Below are 23171 nucleotides of genomic sequence, written 5' to 3' on the forward strand. Positions count from 1 at the left end.
CTAATTTTTATCACTCAGACATCTTTACCCTCAATCCTCTGTAACGATTCAAAGCGGCACAGAATTCATATTTCCTAGGTAGTGCCAAATTGCCTGGATGACCTGTATAGGGTGAAATAGAATCTAATCCAAATTTTTCTATCTGCGTATATAGTCTATTGACAGCTTGAAAAACAGATGACCTATCGTCCAACATACGTTTTCTCAAAAAATCAATCATTACAGCAATACAATTGGTTTGGCTATCATCTACTAATTGTTCCAAAGCAGAAAGATCAATAATTTCTCTTCCATATGAAATCTTATATTTCCCTCTAGACTTAATACGATCTTCTTTCCCTGTTCCTAAAAATCCCCCCTTTAAAGGAATCCTATGTGTAATTTCTCCAAATTTACTATTTGTGATTTGTTCCCGTATGTATCCATGGGAATTTGCAATCTCTTTGGCAGTACTTGTTACATCCTTTGGCACATATTCATCCATCATAATAATTTGGTGTGCCACATCAAAATAATCCCCTGAACCTCCAACTATCAATATGGTTGAAACCCCATTATCATCATATAATGATTTTACCTTATCAATAAAAGGTGTTATTGGTTCTTTATCTTTTGAAACTAATTTTTGCATCCGTCCATCTCGTATCATAAAATTGGTAGCAGAGGTATCCTCGTCAATCAATAAAAGTGAGGTTCCCACTTCTAAAGCTTCCATAACATTTGCTGCTTGAGAAGTACTTCCACTGGCATTTTCCGTAGAAAATTTAAAAGTATCTTTATTTCCTGGCAAATTGCCGATAAAGGTGCTAATATTAACTTTTTCCACATTTCGTCCATCTTCAGCACGAATTTTTACTGCATCTTGCCTGGTAATCACAAATTCTCTGCCATCACCGGGAATATGATTATATACACCAAGTTCAAGTGCCTTCAACAATGTAGATTTTCCATGATAACCTCCACCTACAATTAAAGTTATTCCCTGGGGTATCCCCATTCCTGTAATTTTACCATTATAAGGCAGTAAAATTTCTATTTCAAATTTTTCCGGGCTTATAAATGGAATTTGGCCTTTAAACAACGGCTTATCTGATATACCACTTTCCCTTGGCAAAATGGAGCCATTACCAATAAAGGCAGCAAGGCCTTTTCTCTCTAATTCCTCTCGAATATACATTTGATCTAAAATTAAATTCACTTGATTTTTTAGTGCTTTTTGATCAATATTTCTATAAAACAAGGACCTATCTACTATTTTAGGAAGGATCTCCTGAAAGATACGGTTGGCAGCTTTACCCAAAACCCGTCTTCCTGCGGCGGGCAGACCAACTTCAAATCTCACTTCAATACGATTATTTTTAATCAAAACAGCTGTCCTCTCAAGCATTTCTTGCCCACAATGATCAATTAGCAGAAGTCCACTACCCCCTGTGCCACTGATACCCTTATTTAAGTGCTGGATATTCTTCCAGAAGACTCTCGTTAGAAAATCCGAAACAGCTGTTATTTTATCTTTGGAATCAATCAGATCATCTGGAATGCCTGTAATATCACGATTAATTACAATGTGGAATTTAGATGGAGGAGCATATGGATCTGCCTGGACATGGTCAACAAAAAGTTGATAGGTTCCAAATTTATATGCTCCCTTTATTTCTTTATAAGCAGAATACCCACGCCCATCTATAGACATCAATAATTTTTCAAGTTCATTATGATTTTTCAAGTTAAGTGTCCCCCTTGTTTGTATGCTTTTTAATAGTGTTTTTTCACTTACCTAATTTTACTAAGTTCATCTATGAATGCGGGTCTTTTTCTATATAAACCACTTAGTTCATTTATCATACCCTTCTGTTTTTCCTCTCCAGCTATTTTTTTATACCTTTTAAGTATTTCGCATACTCTCTGGTAATCCCTTCTATTTAATGAGGAATTTGCTGAGGATTTTATATATTTATTATAAATATTTATAACTTCATCCTTAAACTTACCTACCAACATATGTGCGTATTCTTCTATATTTGTTGGATTTTCCCTTATAAATTCCATTATCTCATCTAAATCATTTTCCTCTACTATAAGTTTAAGGTAAATACTTCTTCCATATCTGCCTTTATCATTTTTTAATTCTTGTTTTAAATTATTATATAATACTACTTTATCTCCTGCTGCTATTTCTTTTAACTCATTATAATATTCAAAATCCCCATCAAGCAAAAGTTCTTTTGCCAATTGGAATTGTTCTTTCTTTAATGAAAGCTCTTTATAAGCTGCATACCTTATTTTTTTCCATTTTGATATCAGCCCTGCATATTGTTTATCTTGTTTTTCTCCCTCTAAAGTCAATTCTATTACTTTGTGGTAGTTTTTTTCTTTAATATGTTTATTTATAAGAAGTTCTCTGAAATATGTAAATATAAGATTATCTTTTATAAAATCATCTGCTTCTTTTTTCGTACCATATTCTTTTATCATATCAAATAATATTTTCAGCATACTTTCATTGATGTATTCATTATATTTTCTATTGGAATTTTTATCTATGAAATATTCTATTTTTTTTCTTAATTTCACCCTAAATTCTTTTACATCAGTAAATTTTGCACATAATTGCAGTATATCAATTTTATATTCATCCCACCCGTCAAAAATTTTGTTATCACTTTGTTGTAATATCTTATTAAATACTTTTTCTCTTAGATTTACATGTGAAGGATTTATTTCCGTTACAATTTCTTCTATCAATTCCATAGTTTCTCCTACCAAAGAGCCTATTTCTCCATTAGAATCATCTGCATACTGGAAAGCTTCAACGGCTTCATTAAGTAATAAAAAAGCAATATTCAAAGCTAATAGTGTATCCTGTGTACTTCTTACTTTTTCTAATAAATCTCCCATATCACTGACAAAACCATAAGTTTTACTGTATTCGATAAAGCCTCTTCCTCCCGTATATTTTCTTACAATAGAATCTATAAGATTTTTGCATTTTTCAAGTTCCTGTTTGTCATTACCTTTTGAGTACCTGACAATAAGACTATTTTTCAAGATTTTATCCTTTTCCGTCATATCTATTATAATTCCAATTAATTCTTCTTTAGAAAGATTGTCTAACACTTCCTTCAATCCTTGATGCTTTACTACTTCTCTTTTCACACTTATGGTACTACCCTCATCATTTAAAATCTCAGATAGTTCAAAATAAGCTGCTGCTTCATGTTTGCATACAGGCCCAAAATCATAAGGACAATCACACTGAGAATATAGTATTTCTCCCATATTATCTATCTTTACTACAACTTCGTAGTCTTCACTTCCCTGAATTTGAAAAATATATTCATTGTTTCCCTGATTATTAGTTTCAATTATATTTCCTTCGCTATAATATGCATATCCTCTATCTAAAATTTTTCTGTCTATATGCTTTTTAAAATCATTTATATTCATCATTTATTCCTCCTAAACAGTAAAAAATCATTTATAAAAAAGAATAGCCCTGATACTAAAATGCAGTATTCTCTTAGTTACTATACCTTTTAGCAGAGAGTTATTTCTGAATATTTTATCATACCCTGGCCACTTATGTATTATTGTTTCTTTGTTCTATTATACATTATTTGAAATATTTTATGGTTTTAATTACTTCTCATGTAGGATAAAGTCAAAATTAAGCCTATACTTTTCTCTATAATCATTGTAACATCTCTTAAACCATTTCGAACCGACTCTAGACAGACTGTATACCCTTGTTGTCTTTTTATTCTTGTTAACCCTTACAGTGGTGCTAGTATAAAAATGTAGACACAAAAATTCGAACAATATAAAATAAAAGAAAAGGAGTGTCTACAAATATGTCAAATAAATCCGAAAGATACACAGAAGATTTCAAAAATACAATAGTAGAACTTTACAAATCAAGTAAATCTTTAAGTAAATTAAACAGCAAACATGGCGCATCTAAATCAACAATAAAATCATGGGTTAAAAAATCAACACCTATACAGATAGATAATAACAAAACTATTACGACAGCTGATTATCAGGTATTGATGAAAAAAATGGCCAGGTTGGAGAAAGAAAATGAGATATTAAAAAAAGCTATGGCCATATTTTCAAAGAAAAATTGGTAAAAAATTTAGGCCAGTTCAACCTAGCCCTAAGGAAGGGAAAATATCTTAAAAAGAGACTTCAATGCAAGTACTATTAACGAAAAATGGTGTAACAGATATAACTTACATACACACCATAAAAGATAGATGGTGCTATCTTGCATCTGTCATGGATCTCTACAGCAGGAAAATAATTGGTTATAGTTTCTCCAGAACTATGGATTCCAAACTTGCTATAGATGCTGTTAAAAATGTCCTCACCCTTCAAAGATCAGTTAAACCCCTTATCTTCCATAGTGATCTGGGAAGTCAATATACAAGCTCTGAATTTAAAAATTATCTCAAAAGTACTAATTTAATAGCCTTTAGCCTATTCTTTCAGTTCTAAAGGATGCACTTATGATAACGCCTGTATTGAGTCTTTCCATGCATCATTAAAGAAAGAAGAAGCAAACCTTGTTAAATATTATGATTATAATTCTGCCAAATTAGCCGTATTTCAGTACATAGAATCATGATACAACAGAAATAGAATACATGGGGTTCATAGGGTATATTACACCTCAACAAATGTGAGGACAACTGCAAAAAATCTGCTTAAATATTCGATTTTTTGTGTCCACTTTATTGACTCAGTTCCCCCTTAATATTATCATGATTTTATATATACTTCAACGAGGAGATACAAGTTTTAATCCTATAATCCCCATTACTATAAATCCAATACAAATTAACCTTATTATTTCAATAGGTTCTTTGAATAATATTATTCCCAAAATTACAGTACCAATTGTACCAATTCCTGTCCAGATTGCATATGCAGTTCCTAGTGGAAGATTTTTTAAAGCTAATGATAAGAAATAAAAGCTTGCTATCATTCCCAATATAGTAAGTATACTGGGTACAAGTTTTGTAAATCCTTGTGAATACTTCAAACCCACAGCCCAACACACTTCAAAAATCCCTGCTACAATTAATAATAACCATTTCATAATTTCACTCCTCTCCTAAAATTAAAATAAAAAAGCCATGGATGATATAATGAAATATCTCCCAGGCTTTTATCCTTCCGTGAACACAGTAAACTGTGCGTTTTATCTTGGACCAGACCAATTATCAATTTCAAACTGCGGAACCCTATAAAACTTCAAATTATTAAAATTTCTTATTTTTAAAATAATAGCAAAAAATATTGAAATAGTCAATATACTTTTCTTAACAGTGAAAAAATTCTTCGCATACTACTGTGATTTTTTATCGTATAAAATTGGTCATAATGTGTTCTCCTTCCGCAGGAACAGGTATTATCTCTTTTCCTGCATCAATTACCTTCAGGAGCCAGGCCATTGATCTGGCATTTTTACGAAGGGTCTGAATACCTTCTCCATCCTGAAGAACCTCTCCTTTTTCCATACCGTATGCTACTGTCCAGTATTGAGATGGCGGTATGACGGTCTGGGCTAAATTAAGATAGTTATTAAGCTGATGTATTACATCAACACCACCGGCGCGTCTTACAACTGAAATGGAAGTTGCAACTTTATATTTGAAATAATCTGAACTTGTGAAGAATACTCTATCCAGGAAAGACTTCATTGTTCCTGCTATTCCTGCATAATAGGTTGGCGAAGCAAGGATAAAGCCATCTGCTTCACGCATTTTTTTTGTAACCTCATTGACAATGTCATCTTTGAAAACACAGTAGTTTTCCTCAGAAGTCCAACAGTATCCACAGGCAATGCACCCATGAATATTCAACTGACCAATTTGGATGATTTCAACTCCTATACCCTGCTGTTCCAGTTCCTCTGCCATAATATTCAGTGCCTGACTTGTATTTCCGTCTTTACGTGGGCTACCATTAATAGCTATCACTTTCATAATTTCACACTCCTTTATCCGTTATACGGTTAGTATAGACCTTACACTTAACTGTAAGTCAATAGTATATGTAAAAAAAATTTTTATAATCACGCTTGACTTAGAACTAAATGTAAGTTATATAATATATACAAAACTATTTGAGACTAACTATATGAAGTCAAGTAAAAATTAAAAGATTTTTATAGTTATTTAATTTAAAAAAGAAAGCATGACAAAAAGAGCAATGGAAAATTGCTTTTTGAAAAATATTAATTTTTATGGATAAGTTTATATTTGTGGAGCAAAAGTTGCATTGGTCTTTAGAAGATGAAATATTATACGTATCAATTTTTTAGCAACATGGCTCATGGCAACATAATAGTGCTTGCCTTCAGAGCGTTTCTTCGACAAATATGCAGAGAAAGTGGCATCTCTCATTGAAACAGTTCTCCCAGCCATAAGTATGGCCCATCTAAGGTAGGCAGAACCCCGTTTGACCATGGGTGTATGGGATGCAGTGTACTTTCCAGATTGATAGGTGGAGGGATCTAATCCGGCAAAGGCCAGGAGTTTACAGGGAGTGGTGAATCTTTTAATATCGCCGATTTCTGCCAATATTATAGCTGCCAGGGTATATGAAATTCCTGGAATACTAATAAGTGGGGAATTGATCTCAACAACGATTTCTTTTATGAGAAGCTCTAAGGAATCAATCTCGTGTTGTACTGACTGTATTAACCTAATGGTTTGCTTGAGTTCAAAACTTAGAGACCTTGAGTTAGTGCCAATAGAATTTGCAGCAGACTCCTTTAGAGAAATAGCTTTATCTTTTCCATACTTGCCCCTGGAAGCTGTATTTAGTATGTTTGTTAGCTTGGTCAGGTGGCAGCCAGCTATATCTTTTGGGCTTGGAAGTATGGATAAAAGGGCATAGGAAGAAGATTGATGAATTGACCAAAAAAGATCGGGCAGCTCGGGAAATATAATATCTACCAATCTATTGACAGATGTTTTCAACTTAGACCTATATCCAATTAAGCGATATCTATGTCTGGTTAGTGACTTTAGCTCTTGAATCTGGTATGATACAGGAGAATAGGATTTTGTATCATCAGAAAAGAGCATTTTAGCAATAACCAATGCATCCGTTTTATCAGTCTTAGTTTTTCTAAGAGACTGGGCTTTACGGAAGAGATTTGTAGCTAAAGGGTTGAGAATGGAGAGCTTGAAGCCTTTAGCATACAAAAAGTTTTGGAGATTGGTGCTGTAATGACCTGTTGATTCAAGTCCTATTTTTACGTTGGAAATGTCCTTGTCAGGCAGAATGGAAAGTATTGAAGAATAAAGTAATTCAAAGCCTTGACGGGAATTGGATATACGTAAAGAATCATTATAAACAACACCATCTGAATCTATAATACAGCAATCATGTTTGTTTTTTGCTATATCTATACCAATATAAATCATAAGAACAACTCCTTTATAGTATTATACGCCATGTTCCACAAATCTCATGCAAATGTATCCTTGCTATATATAAAACGTCATGCGTTATCTAACTAATTAACAGATAAGCATAAGACAGTGGTTAGATCCTCAATTAAAATAGTCCAGCTATAGGTGATAAAACTAATCCACAGCGTCTTATGATAATTATAGTAAAAATCTCTAAGAAAGGAAAAGTATAATGAATTTTTACTATATGTTCATTATACAAGGTGATGAATATGAACTATACCATAACACAAGCAGCAAAAAAAATGAACTTAACAACATATACATTAAGATACTATGACCGTGAGGGACTGCTTCCCAATGTCGAAAGGGATAAGTCAGGCAACCGTACCTTCTCAAAGGATGATATGGAAACTCTTTCCCTCATATGCTGTCTTAAAAATACCGGAATGCCTATTAAGGAAATAAAGCAATTTACAGACTGGCAGAATGAGGGGAATCATACACTCCACGCCCGCAATGACATGTTAGTAAAACACAAAGATGATATTTTAAAGCAAATTGAAGATTTAAGAAAATATCTTCGATTGATTCACCAAAAGCTCGATTATTATCATGATGCCTGCCAAGCCTATGATACAGGCTTACCAATCCCATCCTGCTGTAAATGTACAGACAATGATTTAGAATAATAGGTCTTATTTTTACGGGTAATTTCATTCCATATAATCTTCATATACAGCGTTTAATCCCACAAGAATGGGCAGGATAATCAAAGGAAAATCCTGCCACGTAGTATCTGAGAACAAAATAATGCAATGACATTTATTCTCTTTTTCATCCCTTTCTTATTTATTTAAAATGCACTTAAGTTCTTCAGAGCTTGTGCACCCGTTGCACGATATACATTTCGACTTTCTAACATCACTGGCAGCTTATTTTCTGCTGCAATTTTCTCTGTATATTCTCTGAAATAGCTAATAAGCTAGTGTGGCAAAAGAAGTGGGTACAGTATCTCTTGTGTAGACTGTTCATAAAAAGAAAAAATAATAAAATCCAAAACAAAGATCAATACAAAAGCAATTCCAGCAGTATTGGCGTTTAGTGCATTTATAGCACTATTTAATGAAACTATATTAAATGTTGCATTAAATATTCTTATGGAGGAGTCGGTAGTACAATGTCAGCTTCTCAACTGAAAGCCTTAAATAATTCAGCTTCACAGGAAGTTGCTTTGACTACCGGGTTTGGAGTGGCCTCATTAGTTTTAGTAATATTAGTTTTAGTGGGCCTTTGTTTGTCATTTACTTTAAGATTTGAAAATAAAAATCTCTCTTTATAATTTGATTTAAAATCAGTAAATATTAAAAAAAATAAAATTTAAATAAACATTTGCAGTTCAAAAACTCACGGAAGATACAAAGTATAAATTCACTGCAGCTCCATCATTCCCTGGTAAACTAATTAGTACTGTATTTGCACCTGTTGCCCTAACTATGTTACCTTCACCTGAAATTACATTATTTTTACTTGTATCTATATTTAAAACCCTATTTCCTACATTGTTTGCAAAAAGTATTCTTAATTGTTCCTGACAACATTGTTTATATACCTTTGGAATCTCAGAAATAGTTGTATCTAATGCAGTTTTTAGGGTACTGGTCTTAAAATCGTAAGAATTACCAATTAAAAAAGTGCTCTGTATCAGCTCCATTTGACAAATAGGTACAATTTCTCCATTTGAAAATTGTGCTAGTGCTGCTGTATATATATTATTTGCATCGGGATAAAATCTGATTATACTCTGATTGTTTACAGCTGGTTCAGAAGCTATTGTTTCAACTATTATATCTGTTGCTCCAACATTTTTTAAATACCCTAAAACGGCTCTTAATCCTGCCATGCAATATTCATCCCCATTTATTCCAGCAAATCCTGGAGAACAAATATTACAGAAATTATATTTAGGATTATAATTGTTTCTGTGATACACAGGTGAACAATTATTATTTAAATATCTTTCATGAAAACAATCCAAAGAATCATCCTCAATGAAATCACCTAAGCAATTATCCTCAATAATTTCCCAATGACTGTGTTTTAAACCATTAACATAATAGTTTATACTAACTGAATTTTGGTTATTATGCATATTTACTCCTCCAAATTTAATCAATAAAACTATTCATCATAAAATCATTATTTATTATAAATTTCACAAATTCAAATTGATAAATATCATCTATATCTATAGATGATATTTTATCCATTATATATGGATAACTCTTCTCTCTATAAAAACTCTTATATTTTAAAAAGTAATCTGTTTTACATATATAAATGGCTCCATTTATTCTATATTCCTTCTTCATATCCTGTCTTCTTACTTTTTTGCTGTCATCAAAAAGAAAATCCAAACGCATATTTGAATCCAAAACTATATTAATGTTTGATGGGTGATCTACTTCACATATACTTACTATTGAATTTGCATCATAATTTAATAACTTGTCTACACTTTCCAATATATGCTTTTCATTTCTAAGAGGCGATGTAGGCTGCAGCAGAACAATATAATCATATGAATTGCCAGTTTTTTTTACTTCATTTAATACATGTAAAATGACATCATGATTTGATGCAGTATCTGTAGATAGCTCATCAGGCCTCAAAAATGGAACTGAAGCTCCATAACTTTCTGCTATTTTTGCATATTTTTTAGAATCAGTGGATACAATTATATCGTCAAAAATTTTAGATTTTATACATGCATCTATAGTGTAAGCCATTAAAGGTTTATTATTTATTTCTTTTATATTTTTATCAATTATACCCTTGGATCCACTTCTTGCAGGTATTATAGCCAAAAAACTTCTATCCATATACATTGCCTGTCTCCTTAAATTATAAAAACTTTCAAATCAAATATTTAATTTTTCTATCATACTTTTCATTTCTCTAAATTCCCCCATATCCAACCAATCATTATCAGTTACAGGGTATATACCCACCTTTTCACCCTTTGACAAACAGATATTTATTAAATCTGTCATATTAAAATAGATGCCTTTAGGAATATGCCTTAATACATCTACTTCCAATACATACATACCCGTATTAATTAAAAATTCATAATTGGGTTTTTCGTCAATTGAGGCTATATCTCCTTTTTGGTTTAAATTCAAAATTCCATATGGAATTATATAATTTTTTAAAGCTGTGACCACTGTTACCTTGTTATTATGCTCTTTATGATATTCTAAAATTTTAGAATAATTAGCATTAACCAATATGTCACAATTACTCACAAAAAAAGTATTGCCTATTCTGTTACCCACTAGACTCAATCCTCCTGCAGTACCAAGAGGTTTTTTTTCTTCTAAAAATGATATTTTATATGATAATTTTTTACTAAAATATGCTTTTATTATTTCCTTTTTATAATTAACAGTAATATAAAAATTTTCAAATTTAAACTCTAGAAATCTGTTTATTATCCTCTCTATTATAGGTATCTCTCCAATTGGAATAAGTGCTTTTGGAATAATTTTTGTATATGGATGGAGCCTTGTACCTTTTCCGCCAGCCATTATAACAACTGATATATCCCTAGCATTATTACAATTGAATTTATTATCATATAAATCATCCCAAAATATCATATCTACAACTTCATGGTACTCATTTATCAGTGGAATACTTTCAATACGATACTTTTTCATTAATTCATTTGCTCTATTTCTATTTTTTATATTTAAATATATAGGATGTACATTCATTATATTTTCTACTGAAGATGATAGCTCTCCGCTTTTTACAATCCATCTTCTTATATCTCCATCTGTAACTACACCTATCAATTTATTATTCTCTACTACAACCAGAATTTTTTTTGCAGTTTTATTTAACTTTTCAATTGTCTGTCGTATTGATATTTTTTTATCTATAAAAACATTTTGAATATCCATAAGAACACTCCCTAACCTATTGAGCTTTTTCTAGCATGCTTATGATATATTCTATGCTTTCTCTTTTTAAGTTGGTACTACATGGTATATTTAATACCCTATTGTAATATTTAATGGCTTTTTCAATTTTATAGGCTTGATTTTTTATATATGGTCTTTGTGTGTGTACTAGTTTCCAAATGGGTCTTGTTTGGATTTGATTTTTTAAAAGGTATTTTAACAGTTCATCTCTATCTAAACTGTTATTATCTATATACAAGGAATAAAACCAGTGATTATTTCTTGCATTATTATTAAATTCCAGAAGTGTTAATCCTTCTATATTATTTATTCTTGACTTATACAACTTATAATTTTTAATTTTTATTTCAATAAATTCTTCTAATCTTTCAAGTTGTGCTACTCCCAGTGCTGCTTGTAAATTAATCATTCTGTAATTGTATCCTATATGATGATGTACATAATATAATTCATCATCCTTAGCTTGAGTTGACAAATATTTAGCCTTTTTTATGTCCTCAGAGGATTTTCCAATTAAAATTCCTCCTCCTCCGGTTGTTATTATTTTATTTCCATTAAATGAATAGGCTCCAAAATCACCTATGGTACCTGCAAATTTCCCTTTATGTTTTCCATTAGTATAATAGGTCCCTAGAGCTTCAGCAGCATCTTCTATCAATTTTATTTTGTATTTATCTGTTAATTCTTTTATTTTTTCAACATTGGCCATATTTCCAAACACATGGACTACTATTAATGCTTTAATATACCTGTTGGTATTTTTATTTTTCAATCCATTGTCAGTCATGACGCATTCATTTTCAAAAAATTCTTCAAGTTTGCTGCAATCCATATTTAAATTATCATCGCAATCCATAAATACAGGTTCTGCCCCTAGATATTTAACAGGGTTAATTGTGGCTATAAATGTAACCGTTGGCACTATAACTTCACAATTTACAGAAACTCCCGAGAGCTTTAACGCTAAATGGATTGCTGCCGTACCGCTTTGACAAGCAGCAGCATTATCTACATTCAAGTATTTTTTTATATCATTTTCAAATCTATTTACATAACTGCCTGATGTAGAAATCCATTCACTTCTTATGGCATCTACCACATATTTTTCTTCATTACCCTTCAAATTTGGTACAGATAATGGTATCATAATTATCTTCCTCTCATATCTGCCTGAAAACTATTCCTATTCTACTCTCTCTCTTAATAGCATAAATGCTTCAGCATTTTTATAACCTGAAGCTCCTCCTCTAAATGTAGAAAGCCCTTTTACTACATCCACAGATCTTGGAAAAGGTGCTTTTCCTATTTCACTTTTAAATATATTCATAATACTCAGCTTTTTCTCTAAAAATCCTTCTATGTTTACAAATACATTAGGTTTAAAACTATCTATAGAATTATTTATTCCAAACTCAGTTTCCGATAATGTTTCATAAACATATACCTTTTTAACTGTATTATGCCTAAACCACTTAGTACAACACATGGAAGCCTCTGAAACAATTCTATGATCGCTGTGTATATCTCCATAATTAGGGATGTACAAAACTTCACATTTTGTTTCAATAATACATTCAGATATTTTATCCACTAAATCCTTAAAAGGTACTTTGTCTAATTCTGTAGTAGGAAATCCCAATCTAAATACCTTTGCAAATTTATATTCATTAGCTGCTTTTTCGATTTCTAATTCTCTGCTATTTATTCTTTCTTCAGAAAACCCCAATTCCCCTGTCATTGAAGTTACTATAACCCAATAAACCCTGTGACCCCCTTTTACATACTTTAATATGGTTCCCCCACAACCAAAGGTTTCATCATCTGCATGTGGTGCTATAATCAATACATTACTCATTATCAACCTCCCTCAATAATGGATCCTCTGATTTAACTATATAAGATTTAAAATCCAAGCTTCTCATTAAACTTATAATCTTCTCAACTGAATTTCCGCTACCATAGGGTGACTGTACTTTATCCAATAAAAGTTTAAATTCTTTAGTTAAAACTGTTTCTATTCCTTTTACTATATTACTCACTCCTTGATGAACAAAAACCACATTTTCTGCACATAATCTTCCTTTTTGCCTATTTCCCACATTAACTGCACCTAATTTTAATATTGGTGCCTCATATAATCCGGCACTGGAATTTCCAATCATAAACATACTATTCCTTAATAAATTTACAAATAAGGTTCTAGGGATATTTTTATAAAATTTAAAGTTTTCCTTATTATAATATTTTTTTATTACTTCTATAATCTTCTTGTTTCCGCTGTCTACATTTGGGTAACTTACAAATGCATTTACAGACTTTTTTTCTAAAGCAACCAGAATTTCTTCAAAATATTGACCTGCTCTATCTTCTTCACCTGCCAGGGGGTGAAATATCATAACTGCATAATTGTTCCAACGAGGTTTACCTAAGATATGAACAATTTCTTTTTTGCTTATATACTCAGTAGAAATAAATTTATCTAAAGCTGGACTTCCAACATTAAATATTCTATTTTTATTTTCTCCAATTTTTATTAATCTTTGTTTTGATTCTTCGTTACTGACAAAATGAAGAGATGACAATTTAGATACTGCATGCCTCACTGGATTGTCAATATTCCCATCCAAAGCATGATCTCCACCAAAAAAATGTATGGTTGGAATTCTAAGATATGTGCCTATTAATCCTCCAACAACCACTTCTTCCCTATCTCCAGCATATAAAATAACATCTGGTTTATATGCTGCTACTGTATGAATACAATCCTGCAATAATATGGATAGTGATTTAATTCTAGAAGCCCTAGAATTAGAATCAATAAGATTTTCAATTTGGGCTATTATGGGTATTCCATCTTCCACTATATTATTTAATGTATATCCATAAGTTTCTGATAAATGCGCACCTGATACTACAAGCTTAATTTCAAAATCATTTGCTTCATTTAATTTTTTATATAAAAGACTCATCAGATCGTAATCTGACCTAATTCCAGTAAAGGCTAAAATTTTCTTAATACACATCCGAATCTCCCATCTGTATATTCCAATTATTATAAATACTTAAATCAGTAGATTCCTCTTTAAAATCTTTAACTCCAAAATAAGAAATGGGTTCACAGTTGACAAATCCAATTCTTTCAGCTATTTCATGTACATTATCATTCAACTGACACCACATATTGATATATTTAAAATTATTATTTTTCCCTTTTTCAATAACCCATTCTAATATTTCTTTTGTATAACAATCATCTAATGAATTGATTTCTACTATATCAATTTCATAATTATTAAACTTCTTAGTAATTATTGATGAAATTACAGTTTGTCCTTGAACTACTACATAATTATCATATTTATTAATTGGATTATCCCTAAATCTCCATTTTAAATAATCTAAATCCTTATATATTCTTATTTTATTATTATTGTTATTAATAAGCCCAGAGTAATCTAATAAAAATTTTTTATCGTTAATGACATTAAAATTTTTATAATTGTTTAAATTGCTTATGTTTAACAAATTTAATTTCATAGTGGGAATTTCATATATGTCTTTCCAATTTAATTTATTTACAAAAATGAGATGAGAATTGCTATTAGGAAATCCAATTACTGCTTTGTAACCACTCTCCTCCATTCTTTTATATAATCCCTTAGCTAATTTAGGGAATAATCCTTTTCCTCTAAAATTTGGATGTGTCATTGTAGTCATAGATAATGCAGCCTTTTCTATATTTCCATTAATACAAATTTTACAGGGCGATACAGAATAATTTGCTATTATCTTGTTATTTTCAAGTGCAGCGTTAACCAGCATATCTTTCATAGGATTATCTATATATCTCCACCTCAAGAATTCTTCAGGCATTTCTCTAGTAAAACAACTCCTAAATAACTTTTGAAATTCTGATATTCTTTTTAAATATTCATTTTTATCTATAAATTTAAATTCCACTAAATTCCCCTACCTTATAGATCTATAAGCTCATCTTCTTTAAAATCCCTTTTTGCCTTTTTTCCAATAACATAACTCCAATTTCTTGGTGATATACCTGTTCCAGGCCTTTTTACGCATACATTTTCTTCAGTAAATGCTTCTTTAGATTTTATGAAAACTTTAGCCACCAAACTTTTCCTTGCCACCACTCTATTTATTTTTTCCGAAGGGGTTTGAATTTTTATTCCATCTCCAAGGGCTCTTTCTATATTTCTCACTGCTTTGACCATATTATTAAGTTCAAAAGGCTCCAAACTGGCCTTATGATCTGAACCATACATATTTTTATCTAATGTAAAATGTTTTTCTATAACTTTGGCACCTAAGGCTGCAGCTGCCACAGCTACCTCTATGCCTTCTGTATGATCCGAATATCCAACTGGCACTTTAAATGCATTTTCTATAGTTTGCATAGCAAGCAGATTCACTTCTTCCATTTTAGTTGGGTAATCAGTATTACAGTGAAGTACAACAATATCTTTTGTGCCATTTTCTTTTAAGATATTTAGTGAAAATTCTATATCTGATAAATTACTCATACCTGTTGATAGTATAACTTTCTTTTTTAACTTTGCTATCTCTATCAGGTATGGAACATTATCTATTTCACTAGAAGGTATTTTAAAAATTGACATTCCAATACTATTTAATAAATCAATGCTTTCTAAATCAAATGGGGATGATAAAAACATTATTTTTTTCATATCACAATAATTCTTTAATTCTATATATTGTCTATAACTTAGTTCCAACTTTTCTAACATTTGCAATTGGGAAGTTTCCTCACCCAAATTATTAATTTGATAGTTAGCCTTTTTTGCATCTCTTGTTACTAGATTAGACGCTTTAAAGGTTTGAAATTTTACTGCATCCACTCCTGCAATCACTGCTTTATCAACCATTTTTTTTGCTGTATTTAAATCCCCATTGTGGTTAACTCCAGCTTCAGCAATTATAAAAATATTACTCATGACATTCCACCTCCCGACCTGGATTACCATAAACCTTAATTCCATTTTTAACATTTTTAACAATAACAGAACCCGCCCCTATAAGTACATTCTTTCCCACATTAACATTTTGAATAATTGTAGCATTAGTTCCCACATGTGTTCCTTGTCCAATTGAAACTCCTCCACTTAATGCTGCTCCAGGTGCTAAATGAACAAATTCATTCATTTTACAATCATGTTCCACTATGCTTCCTGAATTTATAATGCACTGCTTTTTTATTAAGGCATTAGCATTGACAATTGCTCCTTTTCCTATAAATACCCCCTCTTCAATCTTTGCACTACAGGATACTACAGCTGTTTTATCAATTATGGTGGGAAAATTATATCCTATGCTTTTTAATAAATTATAAACTTTTATTCTAATTTTAGGATATCCAATGGAGCCAATTCCAATAAATGCATTTTTTACGCCAGATTTATACAGTGAATGAAGGTCTTCATCGCACCACACTTTATCTATATTTAATCCACTATCCTTCTTATATTTTTTATCGACAATTCCCATAATCTGAAAATTGTTTAATCCATTTATAGAATCAATAATACTTCTACAGTGGCCCCCTGCGCCAATTAATATTATTTTTTCCATAAACTTTCCTCCCGATTATTGCTTAATTTAACAATATAATAAAAAACTTCTCTAATCTAATTAAATATTATATATATCCGTTTTATATTTTTCTAAATTCTTCTCTACCTTAAACCAATCAACGGTTTCTTTTATACCTTCTTCAAAGGTGAATTTTGGAGTCCATCCTGTTAACCTTTTAACCTTTTCATTTGATCCTAACAATCTATTCACCTCACTTTTTTCAGGCCTAATTCTTTCTGTCTCACATACAATTTTGACTTTCGGATTTAACTGTTTTATAAGTTCTGCTGCAAGATTCTTTATAGATATTTCTTTTTGGGAGGCTATATTTATTACCTCTCCTACTGTTTTATCACTTTTAGCAATTTCAACAAAACCATCTACAGTATCTTTTACATAATTAAAATCTCTTGTTGGACTTAGTGAGCCCAATCTTATTTCCCCTTTTTGTGACAACAATTGAGTTATTATTGTGGGTATTATAGCTCTTGCTGATTGTCTGGGGCCATAGGTATTAAAAGGTCTTACTATTGTTATAGGTAAAGAAAAGCTTCTATAGAAAGATTCTGCTAATTTATCTGCTGCTATCTTAGTAGCTGAATATGGTGATTGTGCCTGGTAGGGATGTTCTTCGGTTATTGGCACAAATTTAGCACCGCCATAAACCTCTGAAGTAGAGGTTATGATAACTCTCTTTGTTTTTAATTCTTTAGCTGCTTGCAGCACATTTAATGTGCCTTTTATATTGGTATCCACATATGAATCCGGTGAATAATAACTAAAGGGAATTGCTATTAGTGCTGCGAGATGATAAACCTCATCTATATTTTTCACAGCTTCTCTTACTCCATTTGGATCTCTTATATCACCACTAAATATTTCTATTTCCTTTAGCATATGTTTTGGTAATGTATCTAACCATCCCCATGAATTGAATGAATTATAATATACAAAAGCCTTAACACTATATCCTGAATTTAAAAGTTTTTCCACCAGGTGGCTGCCTATAAATCCATCTGCTCCTGTTACCAGAACCTTATTCATTAATTGCCTCCTATATTATTACTTGATATGTTATTCTAAGTGTATACTGCAATTTACATCACTTAAAGCACCACATTCATTATTAAAAACTTTTAATCTATAATAATATCTTTTATTGTAAATTAAGCAGCAAAACTCTCCATTACAATTTGTAAGTGTATATCCACAAAACTTTCTATAATCTGTATGTGGAAGGAATGCTTCCAATAACACTATTGCATCTTTAACTGGATTTCCATTTCTATAACATACTTTTCCTTTTACCAATACCCTATTACAACTTTTCATTTCAGCATTCCTTCCATTTAATTTGTTGTTTCTTCTAAACATAAGGGTTCAATTATTGGTTCATATATATACAACTCATAGTTAACATTATGAATTTTTTCAATATTTATGGCATATGCTCCAGAAATATTGGTAATTGCATATCCAATTTCTGTTTCTTTAGGGGGTCTATAATTGTAATTTATACTTTTAATGCCAATAACTGCTCCCTCTACTGGATTATAATTTGAATCCAAGACTTTTCCCTCTATTAATATATCCTCACTTTTTCCTATTACAATTCTTTTATTTAATATTTCATATAAACGTAGTTCCTGTGGAGTTATAATAATTTCCGCATATGATTTCAAAATTTCACCCTCCCATTCACTACTTACTACATATTTAAAGGAGAATATATATTCATTTCATAAAATATATCCGGTAAAACTTCCAGACAAAATAAATATTCTCCTCTATTATTAGTGTATGCATAACCTATTATTTTTTTAACATTGCTGTCACAATTGACTTGAATTACTTCTATTGCAGCGCCAATACTTGGTATTTTATTTGAATTATATACGGTACCTTTAACAATAACTCTTTTATGACATTTTAAAATTACATTCAAATTATATTTACTGCAGTGGTTTAAATTATTAGTATTTATTAGTATAGATCTTTTTCCACATAACTCTATAGTGTTTTTACTATTAGCCATTATTTTTTTCATCTATATCTTCTGTAAATATAGTCACTGTTGTATCCTTACCTGCATCCGTATCCTCCGATGATATTATTGAGCCTTCTTTTTCCTTACCATTAATCACCATCTTGCTTATTTTTACTTGTTTGTAAACTTTCCCATTTATGATTTTCTCCATTATACCCCTCCATTAACATATATTGTTACAAATTAACTATTAGAAATGTCTTAATAAAACTCCTCCAGTGTCTCTAATATTAAAGACTCAACTTCTTTTAAAAAATCTCTCATTTTATGAAAATAAGCTAAAAAACATTTACTTTGATATCTCAAGTCTGAAGTCAAAGAATCATAATCTTTAGCATACATATTAAAAGTTTCTTCTTTTATATCAAATAAAAACTTATTAAAATATCCCCCTAAATAAAGTCTTCCTGGTGATGATTCAAACCCATTTACTATTCCCATAACATATATGAACTTTTTAAGTTCTTCATCATCTTCATCCATATCCATTAAAGATTTATCAAATTCACTGGACAGTAAATCTTTACATAACTCTGCTCCCTCTTCTGCCGCAGTTGTACATCTTTTTACATAATTCAATATATCATAAGTTATACCTTCTGCATCTATTTCAATTGTTCTATCTATAATGCAATTTTTTTTTCTACTATCCGTATTATATATTTTAAATACTTCACATAATTCCCTGTGAGGTGCACCTTTAATTTCAGCCCCGTAAGATACATTGATAAATTCTACATTGTTGACTTCACTATGAAATTTTATATACTCTTCTATTTTTGCTCTAAAGTGATTAAGTGTTACATTGGTCTTTATTTTGTCACCAAATACATCCTTTACAGTTAAATCGGTATTATAGTTATTTTTTTTATCACTATCAAAAACAGCTGACTCCGAATGATGTTTTCCATAGGTAAAAGCAAAATCTTGTCCTGCCAATATCAAGGGTGAACATCCCATAATGTTTGCAATATCTACACAGGTATGAGCTACCGAACCTCCTAAATACACTCCTTTAAGTCCACATAGCTTGGGTATTGTCTTTGACAATAATGTTGACAAATATATTTTTTCACCTTTATAATCTCTTATTAAATATCTATTACTGTATTCATAAAATACTAGTGGTATATCTTCCTCTAAACAGTCCTTCATCATATCATAATTGTCATTTACAGGATCTATTGATACCACCATATCCGGTCTTATCCCATTTTTAAGCATTGCCCTAAGTGTTCTATTTCCTGCTATTATAAAATATTCATCTAATTTACTTTTATATTTCACCATATCTGCTAAATTTTTATCCAAAGAGGGTCCTGCAGATACTATTATTGCTGGAATGCCTCTATTTATATTTTCACATGAATTAACCGGCGTTGCACTTTTTAATGATTTTAGATTACCTATTAAATTTTTAATAAATATTTGACTAAATCTATTTGCAATACTTATAGAAGAACATGCCGTATAATAAACACAATCCAAATTTTCCATAAATGTTTCATATTCTTCTCTATATACACGGGAATAATTTCCAAAGGTATGAACATATAGATTATTAAAGTTTGTATTATTTATCACGCTGTACAATTTGGATCTCACAGAATTTTCATCATAAAAAACTAATCTTACATTATCATTATCTATATTATTGTGGCCTTCATTAAAAATTTCCTTATTTGGTTCAAAAATTAATATTCTGTTTTTTTCACACAATACATTATATAAAGCATTTAAATATTCACATGTATCAATGCCAAAAATAATAATTAACGAATCAAACTTAATATCATCTATAGTTTTCAATAAATCATTAATATCTTTTTTATAATTATTTTTATTTGCTAAATAATAATATTCTTTTCCCTTTTTTACATAATAAACATGATAACCATCCAACGTTTCAATCTTTTGCATATTATCTCCCTATATTATCTCTTTAGAATATTTTTTCCTTTAATTTTATAATATTAAAAACTGTATTGTTTGTTACTGATACCTTAATATAATAGAAAAGCTGTCCCAAAATAAACTTTAAAGTTATTCTGGGACAGCCGTATTTTAAATTATATTGTATAATTTGATAATGTTACTAAAGATCTAATTATTAAACTCCAAAGAACTTAATTACTAGGGCAACATTAGCCTTACAAGTTACGCCATATCTGCCCACTGCATCTGTAAAAGTAGTGTGTTGTGCTTCTTCAGTTGTTGGAGCAGTACTCTCCCAAACTTGGACAGCACCACTTTGCATAGCAGCTCCAGTAGGACTTAAGGCCGTTCCTCTTAATAAAAACATGCCCCAGGTACTTGTGCTGATATCTTTAGTATATGATGTTCCTGAATCTGCAAGAGATGCCGCAACGGTAACTGCTTTTGGTCTATAATTAGCCATAGCATTCTCCCCTTTAATCTACATTTTGAGTATTATTTACTCCATTATATAATATATATAACCTGTGAAATTAGTTACAGTTCTTATGCTGGAGAATATGCAGTTAATTCATAGGCATAACCTTTTTTCCATAAAAGTGGTACACCATAGGAACCATCCTCTAATGTAAAAGTTACTCCTATGTTTTTTTTAACTTGTGGTGTTACATTACTGTCGATTTGGATTATATCAATAGCTGCATGCGGCAGTGGCCTTCTCTGTGGACTATAAACCACACCCTTTAAAAGTACATATTCTTCACTTGGTAAAGTAGCATTTTTGCATATTATTTTTTCTGTAGTTAACTCTTTTCTGGATATTATTTTTTTCACTACAGCACACATAAAATTCCCCTCTTCTACATTTAAGCTATTTGTATTTAATATATCCTATGTGTTCTTGTTAAGATTGGGCTTCAAGTATTTAGTTTATTTTCATTCATATATATAATTACGAGTCAGTGGCCAATTATTATTTACACCTTTAGTAAATAGGAACTGATGAATATCGATGTTGCCACAATGAAACGATGCCGCACAGGAATTTAAATAAAGGCGCCACATGCGAATAAAAGTTTCATCTTTTATCTTCCTGATATCTGGAAGAGCCTCCTCGAAATTTCGAGCCCAATGTTCTAAAGTTTTAGTATAATGTTCACGCAAACTCTCAAAATCCATAAGATAAAACTTATTCATAACTATTATGGAAACAAGCTCTTGAACTGCAGGTATGTATCCACCTGGAAATATGTACTTATTAATCCAAGTATTTGTTCCCGCTCCATCATAACCGGTAATACAATGCAGGAGAGAAACACCACCATCATTCAGAAGTGATTTAACAGCAGAAAAGTACTCTGCAAGGTTTTCTTTACCCACGTGTTCAATCATTCCCACACTCACTACTCTGTCAAAAGTCCTATTCCTCAATTCCCTAAAGTCAATGAGCTGGACCTCTACCAGGTTCTGTAATTCCTCTTCTTTAATTCTTTCCAAAACCCGGGAGTATTGCTCTTTACTAAGTGTAATTCCCAAGGCTTTAACCTGATAGGTTTTAGCAGCTGTAAGAATAAGTTCTCCCCACCCGCAGCCGATGTCCAGCAGCGTTTGACCAGGGTGCAAATTGAGTTTACGTAAAATATGATCCACTTTGTTCTTTTGAGCCTGAAACAAGCTGTCTTCCGGCGATTCAAAATATGCACAAGAATAAGTCATACTATCATCCAACCATAAACGATAAAAATCATTACCTATATCATAATGAAACTGGACATCATCCTGGCTTTTACGAATGGTATTGGATAGTATTTTTGCCAATTTAACATAAGGTTTTTTGTCATGGAGAAAGCTGCTATAATTATTATAGATGGATTCAATAACTTTTTGTACACTTCCCTCAATGTCAATTTTGTTATGCATATAACCTTCGCCAAATGCAAGAGACGGATCACTTATGATCTCTGATTTTGCAATGATGTCATTAAAATAAATCTTGAAATAAGCTTCTCCATCACCATATTTTTTTACCTCTCCATCCCAATACTTTACTTCACATGGGTCAGCAAACATATTCTTCATGACATTATGATAGAACGCTTTATCAATACTCATTTATAATACCCTCCTATTATCACTGGAATCTTTATTTTTCCAGCATTAAAT

General features: G+C 31.0%; 26 protein-coding genes, 1 pseudogene and 1 riboswitch. Of the genes and pseudogenes, 4 read left to right on the top strand and 23 right to left on the bottom strand.

Translation table 11 applies throughout. From position 1 onward, the window contains the following. Positions 1-10 precede the first annotated feature (10 nt). Together BS101_RS13800 and BS101_RS13805 are read right to left on the bottom strand one after the other, a co-directional pair. Positions 11-1726 carry an ABC-ATPase domain-containing protein gene (locus BS101_RS13800; RefSeq protein ID WP_073539344.1) on the bottom strand — a complete coding sequence of 572 codons (1716 nt, stop codon included), beginning with the start codon at positions 1724-1726 and terminating at the stop codon, positions 11-13. 47 nt (positions 1727-1773) lie between these two features. Further along, the gene (locus BS101_RS13805; RefSeq protein ID WP_242951270.1) at positions 1774-3450 is read right to left on the bottom strand and encodes an SWIM zinc finger family protein; all 1677 of its coding nucleotides are present in this window, start codon (positions 3448-3450) and stop codon (positions 1774-1776) included. Positions 3451-3851: 401 nt separating this feature from the next. Between BS101_RS13805 and BS101_RS24610 the strand changes: the two genes are divergently transcribed. Beyond that, positions 3852-4130, top strand: a complete 279-nt coding sequence (locus BS101_RS24610) for a transposase (protein WP_073539346.1) — start codon at positions 3852-3854, stop codon at positions 4128-4130. Positions 4131-4163: 33 nt separating this feature from the next. Beyond that, positions 4164-4624, top strand: a pseudogene (locus BS101_RS24615) (IS3 family transposase); the annotation flags it as partial. A 156-nt stretch (positions 4625-4780) separates the two neighbouring features. Here the strand turns inward: BS101_RS24615 and sugE are convergent. From sugE to BS101_RS13830, 3 genes are all read right to left on the bottom strand, one after another. Then, the gene (gene sugE, locus BS101_RS13820) at positions 4781-5101 is read right to left on the bottom strand and encodes a quaternary ammonium compound efflux SMR transporter SugE (protein ID WP_073539348.1); all 321 of its coding nucleotides are present in this window, start codon (positions 5099-5101) and stop codon (positions 4781-4783) included. A 56-nt stretch (positions 5102-5157) separates the two neighbouring features. Continuing rightward, a riboswitch (guanidine-I (ykkC/yxkD leader) is annotated at positions 5158-5261 on the bottom strand. Positions 5262-5363: 102 nt separating this feature from the next. Beyond that, positions 5364-5990, bottom strand: coding sequence for a flavodoxin family protein (locus BS101_RS13825; RefSeq protein WP_073539349.1), 627 nt, complete (start codon positions 5988-5990; stop codon positions 5364-5366). Between the two features lie 270 nt (positions 5991-6260). Then, on the bottom strand, positions 6261-7439 hold the full coding sequence (locus BS101_RS13830) for an IS110 family transposase (RefSeq protein WP_073539350.1): 1179 nt from the start codon (positions 7437-7439) through the stop codon (positions 6261-6263). A gap of 260 nt (positions 7440-7699) precedes the next feature. Between BS101_RS13830 and BS101_RS13835 the strand changes: the two genes are divergently transcribed. Beyond that, the gene (locus BS101_RS13835; protein WP_073539351.1) at positions 7700-8119 is read left to right on the top strand and encodes a MerR family transcriptional regulator; all 420 of its coding nucleotides are present in this window, start codon (positions 7700-7702) and stop codon (positions 8117-8119) included. A gap of 488 nt (positions 8120-8607) precedes the next feature. Then, a complete protein-coding gene (locus BS101_RS22820) occupies positions 8608-8769 on the top strand; it encodes a hypothetical protein (protein ID WP_242951271.1) in 162 nt (53 codons plus the stop codon). 57 nt (positions 8770-8826) lie between these two features. Here BS101_RS22820 and BS101_RS13840 read toward each other — a convergent pair whose 3' ends face one another. From BS101_RS13840 to BS101_RS13920, 18 genes are all read right to left on the bottom strand, one after another. Next, the gene (locus BS101_RS13840; protein ID WP_073539352.1) at positions 8827-9579 is read right to left on the bottom strand and encodes a hypothetical protein; all 753 of its coding nucleotides are present in this window, start codon (positions 9577-9579) and stop codon (positions 8827-8829) included. A 16-nt stretch (positions 9580-9595) separates the two neighbouring features. Further along, positions 9596-10309 carry an acylneuraminate cytidylyltransferase family protein gene (locus tag BS101_RS13845; protein ID WP_073541341.1) on the bottom strand — a complete coding sequence of 238 codons (714 nt, stop codon included), beginning with the start codon at positions 10307-10309 and terminating at the stop codon, positions 9596-9598. A gap of 39 nt (positions 10310-10348) precedes the next feature. Further along, positions 10349-11395, bottom strand: coding sequence for a nucleotidyltransferase family protein (locus tag BS101_RS13850; RefSeq protein WP_073539353.1), 1047 nt, complete (start codon positions 11393-11395; stop codon positions 10349-10351). A 16-nt stretch (positions 11396-11411) separates the two neighbouring features. Further along, positions 11412-12563: a LegC family aminotransferase gene (locus BS101_RS13855; protein ID WP_073539354.1), complete on the bottom strand. Its 1152-nt coding sequence runs from the start codon at positions 12561-12563 to the stop codon at positions 11412-11414. Between the two features lie 36 nt (positions 12564-12599). After that, positions 12600-13271, bottom strand: coding sequence for a PIG-L deacetylase family protein (locus tag BS101_RS13860; protein ID WP_073539355.1), 672 nt, complete (start codon positions 13269-13271; stop codon positions 12600-12602). Then, positions 13264-14439, bottom strand: coding sequence for a UDP-N-acetylglucosamine 2-epimerase (neuC, locus tag BS101_RS13865; protein ID WP_073539356.1), 1176 nt, complete (start codon positions 14437-14439; stop codon positions 13264-13266). Before neuC ends, BS101_RS13860 begins: the two co-directional genes overlap by 8 nt. Further along, positions 14429-15376 carry a GNAT family N-acetyltransferase gene (locus BS101_RS13870; RefSeq protein WP_073539357.1) on the bottom strand — a complete coding sequence of 316 codons (948 nt, stop codon included), beginning with the start codon at positions 15374-15376 and terminating at the stop codon, positions 14429-14431. Before BS101_RS13870 ends, neuC begins: the two co-directional genes overlap by 11 nt. 14 nt (positions 15377-15390) lie before the next feature. After that, entirely contained in the window at positions 15391-16389 is a 999-nt protein-coding gene (neuB, locus tag BS101_RS13875; protein WP_073539358.1) for an N-acetylneuraminate synthase, read from the bottom strand. Then, on the bottom strand, positions 16382-17023 hold the full coding sequence (locus BS101_RS13880) for an acetyltransferase (protein WP_073539359.1): 642 nt from the start codon (positions 17021-17023) through the stop codon (positions 16382-16384). The genes neuB and BS101_RS13880 overlap by 8 nt, the downstream gene beginning before the upstream one ends. Before the next feature lie 60 nt (positions 17024-17083). Beyond that, a complete protein-coding gene (locus BS101_RS13885) occupies positions 17084-18070 on the bottom strand; it encodes an NAD-dependent 4,6-dehydratase LegB (protein WP_073539360.1) in 987 nt (328 codons plus the stop codon). 30 nt (positions 18071-18100) lie between these two features. After that, positions 18101-18358 (bottom strand): hypothetical protein, encoded by a 258-nt coding sequence (locus BS101_RS13890; RefSeq protein ID WP_073541343.1) that lies wholly within the window; start codon positions 18356-18358, stop codon positions 18101-18103. 17 nt (positions 18359-18375) lie between these two features. Further along, on the bottom strand, positions 18376-18708 hold the full coding sequence (locus BS101_RS13895) for a hypothetical protein (RefSeq protein ID WP_242951272.1): 333 nt from the start codon (positions 18706-18708) through the stop codon (positions 18376-18378). Between the two features lie 26 nt (positions 18709-18734). Next, entirely contained in the window at positions 18735-19073 is a 339-nt protein-coding gene (locus BS101_RS23370) for a hypothetical protein (RefSeq protein WP_083585732.1), read from the bottom strand. After that, complete coding sequence (locus tag BS101_RS22825) at positions 19054-19224, bottom strand: hypothetical protein (protein ID WP_156876051.1); 171 nt, start codon at positions 19222-19224, stop codon at positions 19054-19056. The genes BS101_RS23370 and BS101_RS22825 overlap by 20 nt, the downstream gene beginning before the upstream one ends. 50 nt (positions 19225-19274) lie before the next feature. Next, on the bottom strand, positions 19275-20993 hold the full coding sequence (locus BS101_RS13905; RefSeq protein WP_073539362.1) for a motility associated factor glycosyltransferase family protein: 1719 nt from the start codon (positions 20991-20993) through the stop codon (positions 19275-19277). Between the two features lie 190 nt (positions 20994-21183). Continuing rightward, positions 21184-21471, bottom strand: a complete 288-nt coding sequence (locus BS101_RS13910; RefSeq protein WP_012102826.1) for a hypothetical protein — start codon at positions 21469-21471, stop codon at positions 21184-21186. 83 nt (positions 21472-21554) lie between these two features. Then, positions 21555-21854 (bottom strand): hypothetical protein, encoded by a 300-nt coding sequence (locus BS101_RS13915; protein ID WP_073539363.1) that lies wholly within the window; start codon positions 21852-21854, stop codon positions 21555-21557. Positions 21855-21944: 90 nt separating this feature from the next. Then, positions 21945-23120, bottom strand: a complete 1176-nt coding sequence (locus BS101_RS13920; RefSeq protein ID WP_073539364.1) for an SAM-dependent methyltransferase — start codon at positions 23118-23120, stop codon at positions 21945-21947. Positions 23121-23171: the final 51 nt, after the last annotated feature.

Source organism: Clostridium kluyveri (genome assembly GCF_001902295.1).
GTDB lineage: Bacteria > Bacillota > Clostridia > Clostridiales > Clostridiaceae > Clostridium_B > Clostridium_B kluyveri_B.